This is a genomic window from Xanthobacter nonsaccharivorans (genome assembly GCF_043194755.2).
Taxonomy (GTDB): domain Bacteria; phylum Pseudomonadota; class Alphaproteobacteria; order Rhizobiales; family Xanthobacteraceae; genus Xanthobacter; species Xanthobacter autotrophicus_G.
The window spans coordinates 463,717-477,691 of the sequence record NZ_CM195526.1; the positions used below are offsets into that span (position 1 = coordinate 463,717).

Sequence of the window (13,975 nt, forward strand, 5' to 3'; positions counted from 1 at the left end):
CAGAACCGGCCACGACGGAGCAGAAGGCGACGGCGGGGACCGGGCAGGATGTCCCTTTCCCCGCCGATGCCACCGTGGCGGAGCGGCGGGCGCAGGTGGAGCGGGCGCAGGTGGAGCGGGGGCCGGGCGAAGCGCCCGCCGCTCGGCTGCAACGATGCCTGGCAGCTCACCATCGACACCTCCACCACCACCATCGTCACCGTCCTGATGGTGTTCCTGATCCGGAACAGCCGGAACCGCGACACCGCAGATCAAGACGACGAGATGATCGCCCGCCTCGACGGCCCCGCGCCTTGTTGCTGGACCTGGAGAACCTCGACGCGGAGACGCTGGAGCGCCTGCGCCTGGGATATGCCCTCCTTCGCCGACAGGGCCCGGACGCCCCGTGGGGCCGGGGCGCGGCCGCAGAGGGGGCCCCCGAGCCGGCGACGAGGTCGGGGAGGCGCCTTGGCGGAAACGGGAAGGGCATCGCCGCCGTTTCCTCCGGCCCGGATCGGCGCTCCGGCTGCGCCGTGGCCTGTCCGGGGAACAGGGGGGGCATCGCCTCACCCCCGCGGCAATGCCTCCACCGCGAAGGCGTCCGGCGGCAGGCCGGCGCGGAAGCGGGCGACCATGGTCTCGCAGGCGGCCTCCATGTGCCGGGCGAACCGCGCCGTGTCGTAGAGGGGGGAGGTGGCGCGGGCGGCGTCGAGCCGCGCCTTCGCCGCGCCGAGGGCGGCGGGGTCGCGGGCGAGGGCCACGGCCTTCGCCTCGAAGGCGCGGAGGTCTGCCGTCACCAGGTCGTCGAGCCCCACCTGATGGAGCAGGGAGGCCGCCACCCGCGAGGCGAAGGTGCGCCCGGTTCGGGTGACGAGGGGCACGCCCATGCGCAGGGCGTCGCTGGCGGTGGTGTGGGCGGTGTAGGGGAAGGTGTCGAGGAACAGGTCCGCCAGCGCCAGGCGGGCGAGGTGCTCCTCCAGCGGCACCAGCGGCGCGAACACCAGCCGGGCCGGGTCGACGCCCCGCCGGGCCGCCTCGGCGCGCAGGGTGTCGGCGCCGCCCTCCCGGCCCTCCAGCATCCACAGCACGGCGCCGGGCACCTGATCGAGGATGCGGCAGAAGGCGGAGAAGGTGTTGGCATCGAGCTTCGCCGCCCCGTTGAAGCACACGAGGACGAAGGCGTCCTCCGGCAGGCCGCAGGCGGCGCGGGTGGGGCGGGGGGCGATCCTCAGCTCCGGGTCGTTGGGCTGGTAGCAGTCCGGCAGGTGGACGATCTTCTCCGTGTAGAAGCCGGCATCCGCGAAGGGCAGGGCGATCTTGTCGGCGATCACGTAATCGAAGAAGGGCGCGCCGCTGGTGCCGGGATAGCCGAGGAAGCCCGCCTGCACCGGCGCCGGGCGATGGGCGAAGACCTCCATGCGCTCGCCCTTGGTGTGGCCCATGAGGTCGATGAGCACGTCGATGCCCAGCCCCGCCACCTCGCGGGCGATGTCCTCGGCGCTCGCCTTCTCGAGGTCGAGGAAGCGGTCCACCGCATCCATGACGCCTTGCCGCTGCCAGGACCCGTCGTCCGGGCCGATGGAGATGGCGGTGACCTCGAAGCGGCTGCGGTCGTGCAGCTTCAGCAGCCTGGAGATGAGGTGGGTGGTCGGGTGGCGGCGGAAGTCGGCGGAGAGATAGGCGAGCCGGATGGGGCCCGTCGCCGCGCGCCGCGCCCCATGGTCGAACGAGAGGCGCTGGGCCGGGGTCTTCTCCGCCTCCACCATCCGCCGGGCGGCGGCGAGGTGCAGGGCCGGCTCGTCCGCATACAGGGTGAGGAAGGGCAGAGCGGGCGCGCTCTGGCCCATGGCGCCGGCGCGCAGGTTGGCGAACAGGCGGTCGTGGTCGCGCCAGTCCCAGCAGGCGCGACGCGCGGGAAACAGCACGTTGGCGGCGAGCGGCAGCGACGGGTCGCGGGCGAACGCCTGCTCCATGGTGGCCACCGATTCCCGCTCGCGGGTGAGCGCGCCATAGGCGAGGGCGAGGTTGTAGAGCACCTTGGCGTCGCCGGGGGTGCGGGCGAGCACCTTCAGGTAGAGGTCGATGGCCTCTTCCTCCCGGCTCTGGCGGGCGCGCACGATGCCCAGCAGGTGCAGCACGTCCAATTGGTCCGGGACGGCCTTGAGGATCTTGCGGTAGAGCCGCGCCGCCTCCTCATACTGGCCGCGCAGCTGGAGCTGGTAGCCGTCATAGAGCAGCTTCTGGAGCGCCGGGGTCAGGGGCTGCGGGGGCGGGGCGGGCGGCATGGCGGGTCGCGGCGGTTCCGGTGATGGGGCGGGCCCGTTCAAGCAGAACGGGCGGGGCTTGGCGAATCGCGCCTTGCAGGCGGCATGGGTCCCTGCATAAGCGGTGCGGTCCCGATCGCAAGATGGACCGTCCCTGACCCGGGCGCGCGGCACCGGCAATGCCTGGATCGAGGCCGCGCCGAAGGGGTCGCGGGCCCCCGCGCCGGCCGATGGCGCCGTTCACCGTGGCCGCGCCTGGGCGGAGGGCATCGCTGGCGCGAAGGCGGCCATCGTCCCCCTCCCGGCCTGCGACGCGGCCCCCGGGCGGCGGAATGACCCTGCCGGCACCTTGTCGCTCGGTCATCGAAGGGGCGGGCGGTGGAGGATGGCGGCGTCCATCCCACCATGCCCATTCTCCCGTCCTGCGCATCGGGCGCTGGCGGCGGTCGACCGGCCCTCAGGCGTTGGGGGCGGGGGGCACCACGATGTGGTCCGGCGCCGCGCCGGAGAGGACGCGCGCCACCATGGTCTCGTAGGCCGCCTCCAGGTGGCGGCGGTAGCGGTCGATATCGAACACGGGAGAGCGGGCGAGCCCGTCCACGAGCTTCGCCCTGATGGCGGCGCGCCGCGCCGGATCCTGGGCCAGGGCGAGGGCCAGCGCCTCATAGTCCTGCGGCGAGGCGGCGATGAGCTCCGCCGCGCCCGACAGCTCCACCAGCCGCGCCGCCACCCGCGAGGCGAAGGTGCGCCCGGTTCGGGTGACGAGGGGCACGCCCATGCGCAGGGCGTCGCTGGCGGTGGTGTGGGCGGTGTAGGGGAAGGTGTCGAGGAACAGGTCCGCCAGCGCCAGGCGGGCGAGGTGCTCCTCCAGCGGCAGGGGCGGCGCGAACACCAGGCGCTCGGCCCCGATGCCGCGCGCCTCGGCCTCCCTGACGAGGTTGGCGCGGGCGGCGTCCCCGGCGATGAGCCACAGGACGCTCCCGGGCACGGCGGACAGCAGCCGCATCCAGATGGCGAAGGTGTCCGGATCGACCTTGCGCAAATTGTTGAAGGCGCAGAAGACCACGCCCTCCTCCGGCAGGCCGCAGTCGGCGCGGGTGGGGCGCGGGCCGGGCGCAAGGGTGGGGTCGTTGGGCTGGTAGGCGTCGGGCAGCTGCGCCACCTTCTCCGCGAAGGTGCGGGCCTCGGCGAGGGGCAGCACGGCGGGATCGGCGATCACGTAATCCATGAAGGGCGCGCCCGTGGTGCCCGGATAGCCGAGGAAGGCCGCCTGCACCGGGGCGCCACGGTGGGCGAAGACCTCGATGCGGTTGCCGTCGGTATGGCCCATCAGGTCCACCAGCACGTCGATGTTCAGCGCCCGGGCGCGGCCGGCTGTGGCCTCGGGGGTGGGATCGGCGGCGCAGTCCACGAAACGGTCGACGCTGCGCTCGATGCGCTTGCGATAGTCCGAGCCGTCATCGGGGCCGATGGAGAAGGCGGTGATCTCGAAGCGCTCCCGGTCGTGCAGCTCCAGGAGGCGGGCCAGGAGGTGCGTGGTCGGGTGCCGGCGGAAGTCGGCCGAGACGTAGCCGATGCGCAGCCGCCCCGGGGCGCGCCCGGCGGGCAGGGGGCGGGGCGTGATGCCGGCGCAGCGGCGCGCCACCACCTGGCGCGCCGCCCTCAACTGCACGTCCGGATCGTCGAGCCAGAGGGTGAAGAAGGCCGGGACCTCCGGCTGGCCGGGAGTGCCCGCCCGGGCGAGGCCGGCGCGGAGGGCGTCGTCGTCCCGCCAGTCGCACACGGCGCGGCGGGCCGAGAACAGCATGCCGAGGCCCTCCGGCAAGGACGGGTCGAGGGAGAGCGCGCGGGCGAACGCCGCGGCGGCCTCCGCATTGCGCTCCACCCCGCCGAGGGCGAGGCCGTAATTGTGCCAGAGCTTGGCGTCCTGCGGCTTCAGCGCGGCGGCGTCGCCATAGAGGGCCAGCGCCTCGTCGGTCCGGCCCTGGCGGGCGCGCACCATGGCGAGCAGGTGCATCACGTCCGCGTGCTTCGGCAGGCGCCGCAGGACCCGGCGGTAGCAGTTCGCCGCCTCCTCGTAGCGGCCACGCAGCTGGAACTGGTAGCCGTCGTAGATCTGCTGCGCGAGATCGGGAGGGAGCTGGGGGCTGGACACGGGGTTCTGACGCTCTCCGGGCGGCGGGTCGCCGGCGAAGGTCCGCCCCACCTTCCGGCGGGGTGCTCTAGCATGCGCGCCGGGGCCGGTATAGTGACGCGCCATCCGCCGCTGGAGCGCGATCCGGACGAGCGCAATCCGTTTGCCCGGCCCGTCGCTCTCCAGCACAGGGACGAACACCGCGCATGCCGTCCAGCTCGCGATGCGAGCCGGGCGGCGCGTGCTCTTGTGGACCGGAGAGAACGATGCCCCTCTATTCCCTCGACGGGGTTGCCCCCGAGCTTCCCGCATCCGGCAACTGCTGGATCGCGCCCACCGCCGTCCTCATCGGCCGGGTGATCGTGAAGGAGGGGGCCAGCGTGTGGTTCGGCTCCGTCATCCGCGGCGACAACGAGCCGATCGTCATCGGCGAGGGCACGAACATCCAGGAAAACTGCGTGCTCCACACCGATCCGGGCTTCCCCATGGTGCTCGGCGCCAACGTGACCGTGGGCCACATGGCGACGCTGCACGGCTGCACCGTGGGCGACGGCAGCCTCATCGGCATGGGCGCCACCGTGCTCAACGGCGCGAAGATCGCCGCGAGCTGCCTCGTCGGCTCCAAGGCGCTGGTGACGGAAGGCAAGGTGTTCGAGGAATTCTCCCTCATCGTCGGCGCCCCGGCGAAGGTGGCCCGGCAGCTCGATGCGGAGACGGCGGCGCGCCTCAAGGGCACGGCGGAACACTACCAGCACAATTTCCAGCGCTTCGCCAAGGGCCTCGTGCGCATCGACTGAGATCGCGCGGCGACGCCCCGGCGCCGCCACGGGCCCGGGCTGAGGGCCCGGACCGCGACGCTGGCCGCCTGAATTGCGAACGGGCCGGAACCGCGGCGTCGGTTCCGGCCCGTTGCTGTCTCGCGCCCCTTGCGGCGGCGCGGGATGGGAGTGGATGCGCGCGCACCGGCATATCGGAGCCCGCGCGGTGCCCGGTTCCTGCTGTCGCGGGAGCCGGTCTCAAAGACCCGCCATGCGGGAGCCCCGAGGTGCGGGGCGCACCCGCGCGGTTCCGGTCGCTGGCCGGGACCGCTGATCCAGGCTCAGTGCCCGGTGCCGGCCACGGCGGGCGGCACCGCGGTCTCGCCGAGGGACACCCAGGCGGACGGCCCATTCTGCGCCTGGCGCTTCACGAAGCGGTAACCCGTGTCCTTCCAGTTGAGGATCCTGGCTTCCTGGTTGTCGAGGATCAGGTCGCCCTTGTCGGTGATGACGGTGAGCACGGCATGGCCGTCACCCTCGTGGTCGCGCACCACGGTGATGAGCAGCACGGAGCTCGGCCAGCCGAGGTTGATGAGCCGGCGGCGCTTCTCCAGCACATAGTCCTCGCAGTCGCCCTTGCCGTCGTCGGGGTAGGCCCAGCGCTCGGTCTCGCCGTAATGCTCCAGGTCGGTCTCCGGCTGGACGGTCTCGTTCACCGTGCGGTTGACGCGCTCCAGCTGGGCATTGTGCTCGGCATCGAGCCGGAGGATCTGCACCGCCGGGCCCATGGCGTCGCATTCGTGGGGGTTCTCGGCGCAGAAGCGCACATAGCCCATGGGCGCAGAGGTGTTGCGCCCGTCCATCAGGTGGCGGGGGGCGAAGGCGGGCGACAGGTTCGCGAAGCGTGTCTCGTTGCGGGCTTCCTGGGCTCCGACGCCAGAGACGCCGGCGGCGAGCAGCAGCACGGCGGCGAGGGCGGACAGAAGGCGCGTGGACAGGGTGCGCGGCGACATGGCGGGGGATCCGACCGAGGTTAATGAAAGGATAATGCCCGAAGCCCGCCGCAATTGCGCCGTCAACCTTCTATTAACCTTAACGCCATTGGCCTTTGGCTACCTCCTGCGTCTGCGGCTTTTTGTCGAGCCGGAAGGCGGGCGGAGGCGGTTGCGCCCCGCTATCCTTTGCGCCGCTGCGGCAGGGGAGGGCTGGCATGGCGGCTCGCATCGCGCCCTATCTGGTCTATCTGGTCGCCGCCTGTTTCCTCGTCGGGTCCGTTCATTCCGGCGCCTTGTGGAGCCTCGGCCGGCGGCTCGCGACGCTGGATCCGGAGGAATGGACCCGCTTCGGCGCGCCCGACGTGCGGGCGTTCCGGCTCCAGCAGGGTCCACGCTACGAGTGGGGGCAGTTTCGGGCGCGGCTGCGGCTGGGGCTGTGGGCGTTCACCTCCGCCCCGCGCCGGCTGGGCAACCGGAAGCTGGACCTCCTCGTCGCCCTGTTCCGGGTCTCGACGGTGCTCACCTACGGGGGCGCGCTGGCGTTGCTCTGGCTGTTCCTGCAGTGAGGCGGCCCGCGGCCGCGCGGGCATCTGCTTTTTCCTTGCCGCCCCGCCTGGGGCTGCCTATGTGCAGGGCGTGCCCTATCGCCCTTCCGATCCCGGCCTGCGCCGCGAGCCCATCTTCAACGTGCCTGGCGCCGTTGCGATGCTGTCACTGGTGCTCATCGGCGTGCATGCCCTGCGCGAGCTGGTGCTCTCGCCCGATGCCGATCTGGAGGTGCTGACCTATTTCGCCTTCATCCCGGCCCGCTACACCTTGCCGGACACCATCTTCTACCTGCCCGGCGGCCTCGGCCCGAAGGTGTGGACGACGGTGAGCTATGGCCTGCTCCACGCCAACTGGATGCATGTGATCGTCAACGTGGTGTGGCTGCTGGCCTTCGGCACGCCGGTGGCGCGCCGCTTCGGCTCGGGGCGCTTCATCCTGTTCTGCGCGGTGACGGCGGCGGCGGGCGCGGGCGCGCATTATCTCACCCATCCCGATGCTCTGGTGCCGCTCATCGGCGCCTCGGCGGCGGTGTCGGGCACCATGGCGGCGGCGGTGCGCTTCGCCTTCGCCCCCGGGGCCGCGCTGTCCGGCTACCGCTCCATCTTCGCCGACCACCAGCCCGCCGGCTCGCTCCTGGAGACTTTCCGCGACGGGCGGGTGCTGGTGTTCGTGGGGGCCTGGTTCGCCCTCAACCTCCTGTTCGCCGTGGGCGTCTCCATGCCCGGCGCGGACGGGGCCGAGATCGCCTGGCAGGCCCATGTGGGCGGCTTCCTCGCCGGGCTGCTGCTGTTCTCCCTGTTCGACCCGGTGCCCCGCCGGCGCCCCGCCGCGCGGCCGGACTGACGAAGCGGCAGGCCGCCGGCCCCGCCCTGGACGGCGCCGGTTCGGCAGCATGGGACGTTTGCAGGATCCCTGCGCTCTTGCGCCGCAGCGCGATGCGAGGGATCATTCCAATCCCGGAAGTGTTCGAAAGAAGTCCTGCCGCTCGCTGAGCCCCGAGGCGCGCCAGAGCCGGACCAGGAACACGGGCCAAATGCCCCGACCGCAAACCACAGGGAGTGTACGCCAATGACCGTCAGCGTCATCCTCGCCCACAAGGGAAAAGACATCGTCACCATCCAGCCGGAGGGCACCCTGGGCGCCGCCGTGGCCAGCCTCGCGGAGCATCGCATCGGCGCCATCGTGGTGGTGGATTCGCACATGGCCGTGGAAGGCATCATCTCGGAGCGCGACGTGGTGCGCCTCATCGGCGAGCGCGGCGTCGAGGCGCTTGCCGCGCCGCTCGCCTCGGTCATGACCCGCTCGGTGGTGACCTGCACCCCCGACGAGACCATCCCTGTCATCATGGAGCGGATGACCCGCGGCCGCTTCCGCCACGTGCCCGTGGTGTCGGGCGACAAGCTGGTGGGCATCATCTCCATCGGCGACGTGGTGAAGTTCCGCGTGGAGGAGATGGAGCGCGAGAGCGCGCAGCTGCGCGACTACATCATGTCGGCCTGACACGAGGATCCGGCCGGCATGGCGCCGGCCGGATACGGGATCCGCATGCGGTCCGGAGGGGCGGGGAGCAGGGGCCGGCTCCGGCCGTCGCGCCAGCGGGACGCAGGCATGCCGCGTCCCCCTGAGCGCTGCCCCGCAGGAGCGCCCCGCGCCGGTCAGGCGCCCGGCTGGCGCACCACGCGCAGATAGGGCTTCACCGTCTTCCAGCCATCGGGGAACTTCTCCTTCGCCGCATCGTCGGAGAGGGAGGGGACGATGATCACGTCGTCGCCGTGCGTCCAGTCCACCGGGGTGGCCACCGAATGCTTGGCGGTGAGCTGCAGGCTGTCCACCACGCGCAGGATTTCCGCGAAGTTGCGGCCCGTGGAGGCGGGGTAGGTGAGCGACAGCTTGAGCTTCTTGTCCGGGCCGATGATGAACACCGAGCGCACGGTCAGCGTGTCGTTCGCATTGGGGTGGATGAGATCGTAGAGGTCCGACACCTTGCGGTCGGCGTCCGCGATCAGCGGAAAATTCAGGGTGGCGCCGGTGGCGTCCTTGATGTCGCCCACCCAGGCCGGGTGGTTCTCGATGGTGTCCACCGACAGGCCGATCACCTTCACCCCGCGCTTGTCGAACTCGCCCTTGAGGTGCGCCACCTGGCCGAGCTCGGTGGTGCAGACGGGGGTGAAGTTCTTCGGGTGCGAGAACAGGATGCCCCAGCTGTCGCCGAGCCACTCATGGAACTTGATGGGGCCTTCGGTGGTCTGGGCCTCGAAATCGGGAACCACGTCTCCAAGTCGCAGGGTCGCCATGTTCCTCTCCAAACTTCCCGTTCAAAATACACACAAATGATGTATATAATTTCATTATACCACATGTTCTATGGATAAGAAGACGATTCACGCGACCTTTCGCAAGGGCAGCCGGCGGCGGCGTCAGCGGGAGCGTCGGTTGATGTCGAAGGTCGGCTGACGTCGGCGAACCTGCCGAAGGTCAGGACCCGCCCCGCCGGCGGTCGCGGCCGCGGCGGACCGGCGCCGGCCGGCCGCCGGGATTCAGCCGGAACCGTCGAAGCCTTGAGGGGATGAGGCGGGCCGGTCCAGCGCGGGCAAGCCTTTCCCGCGCCGGCCATGCGATGCGGAAGGCGGCGAAGGTGGCGGACCTCCCGAAGCGGGGGGCGTCAGACCAGGGTGCGCCGCGCCACCTGCTCGCCCACCTCGAACACGGTCTTGTAGCGCTCGATCTCGGCGGCCGGGCCCATGGCCTTGGTGGGGTTGTCGGAGAGCTTCACCGCCGGCCGGCCATTGGCCGAAATCACCTTGCAGACGATGGAGATGGGATCGAGCCCGCCATCCGGCGCAAGGCCGCGGAAGTCGTTGGTGAGCAGCGTTCCCCAGCCGAAGCCGAGGCGCATCCGGCCCTTGAAGGCATTGTGGATGCGGGCCACCTCCTCCACGTCCAGCCCGTCCGAGAAGATGGCGAGCTTGTCCCTGGGGTCCTGCCCCCGGGTCCGCCACCAGGCGATCGCCTCCTCGCCGCCCTCGATCGGCTCCTTGCTGTCGATTCTTATGCCAGTCCAGTGGGTTACCCAGTCCGGCGCATGGGCGAGGAAGCCGGTGGTGCCATAGGTGTCGGGCAGGATGACACGCAGGTTGCCGTCATAGTCGTCCTGCCAGTCGGCCAGCACCTGGTAGGGCGCCCAGCGCAGCTCCTGCTCGTTGCGAGCGAGGGCGGCGTAAACCATTGGCAATTCATGGGCATTCGTGCCGGTCGCCTCCACCTCCCGGCGCATGGCGATGAGGCAGTTGGAGGTGCCGAGGAAGCCCTCGCCCAGCCCCTCCATGAGGGCCTGGACGCACCAGTCCTGCCACAGGAAGCCATGGCGGCGGCGGGTGCCGAAATCGGCGATGTTGATGGGGGCCAGGTCCTTGAGGAACTGCACCTTTTCCCACACCCGCGCCATCGCCCGCGCATAGAGGATCTGCAGCTCGAACTTGCCCATGCCCTTGAGCACGGCCCGCGAGCGCAGCTCGTTGATGATGGCGAGCGCCGGGATCTCCCACATGGTGGTCTCGACCCACGGCCCCTCGAAGGTCAGCTCATACTGCCCGTCCACCTTCTCCAGGTGATAGGCGGGGAAGCGGAAGCCCTCCAGCCAGGCCACATAGTCCGGCGAGAACATCTGCCGCTTGCCGTAGAACATGTTGCCGCGCAGCCACGTGCTCTCGCCCCGGGTGAGGGAGAGCGAGCGCACATGGTCCAGCTGCTCGCGCAGGGCGCCGATGTCGATGATGTCCGCCAGCCGCACGTGGGTGGAGCGGTTGTGGATGCCGAAGGTGACCCGCGTCGCCCGGTGGCGATTGAAAATCGTCTGCCCCATCAGCAGCTTGTAAAAGTCCGTGTCGAGCACGGAGCGCACGATGGGGTCGATCTTCCAAGTGTGGTTGTAGACGCGCGTGGCGATGTCGGTCATGGGCGCAGTGTCACGGGCCAGCGGCCGTGTCCTAGGGGGCATCCAGAGGGGCGTTCCGGATGGGCGTCCGGCGCGGACGTCCCCGGTGGGGCGGGCGATCACCTATAGCATGTCGCCACGCGTTGCGATCCATTCGCAGCGAATTTGCGCTCAGCGGCAACCCTTGCGCGCTTCCCAGGCCTTCACCTGATCCACGTAGCGCTGCTGCGCCGGGGTCAGCTGGCCATAAGGCGGGAAGCAGCGCTCACCGAAGGTGGCGATGGCGTCCTTGGTCTTGAAGCAGTAGCCCTGCTCCGCATAGACCGCATTGCGCCGGTACCACAGCGCGCGGCAGGACAATTCGCCCAGTTCCTGCGCCGCCGCCGGCTGCGCGCCGCCGCCTCCAGCCGCCACCAGCGCCGCGAACAGCAGGCCCCGAAGGGCCGCTCCACCTGTCATTCCCGCCTCCCCAGACTTCGGGGACGCACCCTAGCACCTGCGACGGAAGGGGAGAATGACCTGCGCCGTGAACGATTGTTTCCTCCAGGGCATCAATGTCATTCCTTTTCTTCCCATAGAAGCGAAAACGACGCGGGGGTATCCAATATTCAAAGGCAATAACACCAAGGGAGGATGCCATGGCCCGCATGCGCGCCGTCGACGCCGCCGTCCGCGTTCTGGAGAAGGAAGGAATCCACTGCGCCTTCGGCGTTCCGGGTGCGGCCATCAATCCGCTCTACTCGGCGATGAAGGCGCGCGGCTCCATCCGCCACGTCCTCGCCCGGCACGTGGAGGGCGCCTCCCACATGGCCGAGGGCTACACCCGTGCGGTGGCCGGCAACATCGGCGTGTGCATCGGCACCTCCGGCCCCGCCGGCACCGACATGATCACCGGCCTTTACTCCGCCTCCGCGGATTCCATCCCGATCCTGTGCATCACCGGCCAGGCGCCGCGCGCCCGGCTCTACAAGGAAGACTTCCAGGCGGTGGACATCGAATCCATCGCCAAGCCTGTCACCAAGTGGGCGGTGACGGTGCGCGAGCCGGCGCTGGTGCCCATGGTGTTCCAGCAGGCCTTCCATGTCATGCGTTCCGGCCGTCCCGGCCCGGTGCTCATCGACCTGCCCATCGACGTCCAGCTGGCCGAGATCGAGTTCGACGAGGAGACCTACACGCCGCTCCCGGTCTACAAGCCGACCGCGACCCGTGCGCAGATCGACAAGGCCATGGGGATGATCCTGGGCGCGCAGAAGCCCCTGATCGTCGCCGGCGGCGGCATCATCAACGCGGATGCCTCGGACCTCCTGGTGGAATTTGCGGAGATCACCGGCATGCCGGTTATCCCCACCCTCATGGGCTGGGGTGCGATCCCGGACGACCACCCGCTGATGGCCGGCATGTGCGGCCTGCAGACCTCGCACCGCTATGGCAATGCGAACCTGCTCGCCTCGGACTTCGTGGTCGGCATCGGCAACCGCTGGGCCAACCGCCACACCGGCTCCGTCGATGTCTACACGCAGGGCCGCAAGTTCATTCACGTGGACATCGAGCCGACCCAGATCGGCCGTGTCTTCGGCCCGGACTTCGGCATCGTCTCCGATGCGGGAGCCGCCCTCGCGCTGTTCGTCGCCGCGGCCAAGGAGCTGAAGGCGGCGGGCAAGCTGCCGGACTGGTCGGCATGGGCGCAGGAGTGCCTCGGCCGCAAGCGGACCATGCTGCGCAAGTCGCATTTCGACAACGTGCCGCTGAAGCCGCAGCGGGTCTATGAGGAGATGAACGAGGCGTTGGGCCGCGACACGGTCTATGTCTCCACCATCGGCCTGTCGCAGATCGCCGGCGCGCAGTTCCTGCACGTCTACAATCCGCGCCACTGGATCAATTGCGGCCAGGCCGGCCCGCTGGGCTGGACCCTGCCGGCGGCTCTCGGCGTGCGCGCGGCGCGCCCCGACGCGAAGATCGTGGCGCTCTCCGGCGACTACGACTTCCAGTTCCTCATCGAGGAGCTGGCGGTGGGCGCCCAGCACAAGCTGCCCTATCTCCACGTGGTGGTGAACAACTCCTACCTCGGCCTCATCCGCCAGGCCCAGCGCGGCTTCAACATGGACTTCGAGGTGAGCCTCGCCTTCGACAACGTGAATTCGGAGGAGGCCGGCGGCTACGGCGTGGACCATGTGGCGGTGGCCGAAGGCCTCGGCTGCAAGGCAATCCGGGTGCGCACCCCGAACGAGTTCAAGGATGCCTTCGCCAAGGCGGAGGCCCTCATGGCCGAGCATCAGGTGCCGGTGGTCCTGGAGTTCATCCTGGAGCGCGTCACCAACATCGCCATGGGCGTGGAGATCAACGCCGTCAACGAGTTCGAGGAGGTGCTCGACATCCCCCTCGACCAGGTGCGCGCCCTCGAGCCGGCGGAGTGAGGGGCATTCTGCCTCCACCACGGACCCGACCTTTCATAACGATTTAAAAAGGCCTGGATGCCCCGGCCCGACCGGGGCATGACAGGGAAGGCCGGGGGAGCGCCTCTCCCGGCCCCATCATAACGGCACATCACGAAGGCTCAGCCCGCGGAGAGACGCATGCCCAAGTTCGCCGCCAATCTCACCATGCTGTGGAACGAGATCGACTTCCTCGACCGGTTCGGCAAGGCGGCCGACGCCGGTTTCAAGGGGGTCGAGTATCTCTTCCCTTACCCCTATGCGAAGGAGCAGCTGGCGGAGAAGCTGGCCAAGCACGGCCTCGTCCAGGCGCTGCACAACCTGCCGGCGGGCGATTGGGCGGCGGGCGAGCGCGGCATCGCCTGCCTGCCGGGCCGCGAGGGCGAGTTCCAGGACAGCGTGGGCAAGGGCATCGAATATGCGAAGGCCCTCGGCACCAAGGCCATCAACTGCCTCGCCGGCATCACGCCGAAGGACGTGCCGGCCGAGAAGGTGCACGAAACGCTGATCAAGAACCTGAAGTTCGCCGCCACCGAGCTGAAGAAGGCAGGCATTCCCTTCGTGGTGGAAGCCATCAACACCCGTGACATCCCGGGCTTCCACATCAACAACACGAAGCAGACGCTCGCCATCCTCGACGAGGTGGGCGCCGACGACATCTTCTTCCAGTACGACATCTATCACATGCAGATCATGGAAGGGGACCTCACCCCCACGATCCGCGCCAACATCGCGCGCATCAAGCACATCCAGCTCGCCGACAACCCCGGCCGGGGCGAGCCGGGCACGGGCGAGATCAACTATCCCTTCCTGTTCAAGGCCATCGACGACACCGGCTACGACGGCTGGATCGGCTGCGAATACAAGCCGAAGACCACCACCGACGAAGGCCTCGGCTGGTTCGCCCCCTACAAGGGCTGAGGCATCTCC

The 13,975-nt window shown here is 69.7% G+C and carries 13 protein-coding genes; 7 read left to right on the forward strand and 6 right to left on the reverse strand.

All coding sequences use genetic code 11. The features are described 5' to 3' along the window. Positions 1-66: 66 nt before the first annotated feature. A complete protein-coding gene (locus tag V5F59_RS02105) occupies positions 67-663 on the forward strand; it encodes a low affinity iron permease family protein (RefSeq protein ID WP_393982125.1) in 597 nt (198 codons plus the stop codon). Here the strand turns inward: V5F59_RS02105 and V5F59_RS02110 are convergent. Continuing rightward, a complete protein-coding gene (locus V5F59_RS02110; RefSeq protein ID WP_509211158.1) occupies positions 546-2,264 on the reverse strand; it encodes an O-linked N-acetylglucosamine transferase family protein in 1,719 nt (572 codons plus the stop codon). The genes V5F59_RS02105 and V5F59_RS02110 overlap by 118 nt on opposite strands. Before the next feature lie 436 nt (positions 2,265-2,700). After that, entirely contained in the window at positions 2,701-4,398 is a 1,698-nt protein-coding gene (locus V5F59_RS02115; RefSeq protein ID WP_509211159.1) for an O-linked N-acetylglucosamine transferase family protein, read from the reverse strand. 245 nt (positions 4,399-4,643) lie between these two features. Here V5F59_RS02115 and V5F59_RS02120 point away from each other — a divergent pair, with 245 nt between their 5' ends. Then, the gene (locus V5F59_RS02120; RefSeq protein WP_393981957.1) at positions 4,644-5,174 is read left to right on the forward strand and encodes a gamma carbonic anhydrase family protein; all 531 of its coding nucleotides are present in this window, start codon (positions 4,644-4,646) and stop codon (positions 5,172-5,174) included. Between the two features lie 302 nt (positions 5,175-5,476). Here the strand turns inward: V5F59_RS02120 and V5F59_RS02125 are convergent, their stop codons facing one another. Then, positions 5,477-6,148: a transglutaminase-like cysteine peptidase gene (locus tag V5F59_RS02125; protein WP_393981958.1), complete on the reverse strand. Its 672-nt coding sequence runs from the start codon at positions 6,146-6,148 to the stop codon at positions 5,477-5,479. A gap of 197 nt (positions 6,149-6,345) precedes the next feature. On the opposite strand from V5F59_RS02125, the gene V5F59_RS02130 reads away from it, so the two are divergent. The 3 genes from V5F59_RS02130 (at position 6,346) to V5F59_RS02140 (ending at position 8,179) form a co-directional block, all read left to right on the forward strand. Beyond that, complete coding sequence (locus V5F59_RS02130) at positions 6,346-6,696, forward strand: hypothetical protein (protein WP_393981959.1); 351 nt, start codon at positions 6,346-6,348, stop codon at positions 6,694-6,696. A gap of 70 nt (positions 6,697-6,766) precedes the next feature. Beyond that, a complete protein-coding gene (locus V5F59_RS02135; protein ID WP_393981960.1) occupies positions 6,767-7,522 on the forward strand; it encodes a rhomboid family intramembrane serine protease in 756 nt (251 codons plus the stop codon). 225 nt (positions 7,523-7,747) lie between these two features. Further along, positions 7,748-8,179 (forward strand): CBS domain-containing protein, encoded by a 432-nt coding sequence (locus tag V5F59_RS02140; RefSeq protein ID WP_393981961.1) that lies wholly within the window; start codon positions 7,748-7,750, stop codon positions 8,177-8,179. A gap of 155 nt (positions 8,180-8,334) precedes the next feature. Here the strand turns inward: V5F59_RS02140 and V5F59_RS02145 are convergent, their stop codons facing one another. The 3 genes from V5F59_RS02145 to V5F59_RS02155 form a co-directional block, all read right to left on the reverse strand. Beyond that, positions 8,335-8,973, reverse strand: a complete 639-nt coding sequence (locus V5F59_RS02145) for a peroxiredoxin (protein ID WP_393981962.1) — start codon at positions 8,971-8,973, stop codon at positions 8,335-8,337. A 368-nt stretch (positions 8,974-9,341) separates the two neighbouring features. Then, positions 9,342-10,634: a nicotinate phosphoribosyltransferase gene (gene pncB, locus V5F59_RS02150; protein WP_393981963.1), complete on the reverse strand. Its 1,293-nt coding sequence runs from the start codon at positions 10,632-10,634 to the stop codon at positions 9,342-9,344. A 150-nt stretch (positions 10,635-10,784) separates the two neighbouring features. Further along, positions 10,785-11,072 carry a YARHG domain-containing protein gene (locus V5F59_RS02155; protein ID WP_393981964.1) on the reverse strand — a complete coding sequence of 96 codons (288 nt, stop codon included), beginning with the start codon at positions 11,070-11,072 and terminating at the stop codon, positions 10,785-10,787. A gap of 179 nt (positions 11,073-11,251) precedes the next feature. Between V5F59_RS02155 and gcl the strand changes: the two genes are divergently transcribed. Together gcl and hyi are read left to right on the forward strand one after the other, a co-directional pair. Next, entirely contained in the window at positions 11,252-13,027 is a 1,776-nt protein-coding gene (gene gcl / locus V5F59_RS02160; protein WP_393981965.1) for a glyoxylate carboligase, read from the forward strand. 159 nt (positions 13,028-13,186) lie between these two features. Beyond that, positions 13,187-13,966 carry a hydroxypyruvate isomerase gene (hyi, locus tag V5F59_RS02165; protein ID WP_393981966.1) on the forward strand — a complete coding sequence of 260 codons (780 nt, stop codon included), beginning with the start codon at positions 13,187-13,189 and terminating at the stop codon, positions 13,964-13,966. The last annotated feature ends 9 nt before the right edge of the window (positions 13,967-13,975 follow it).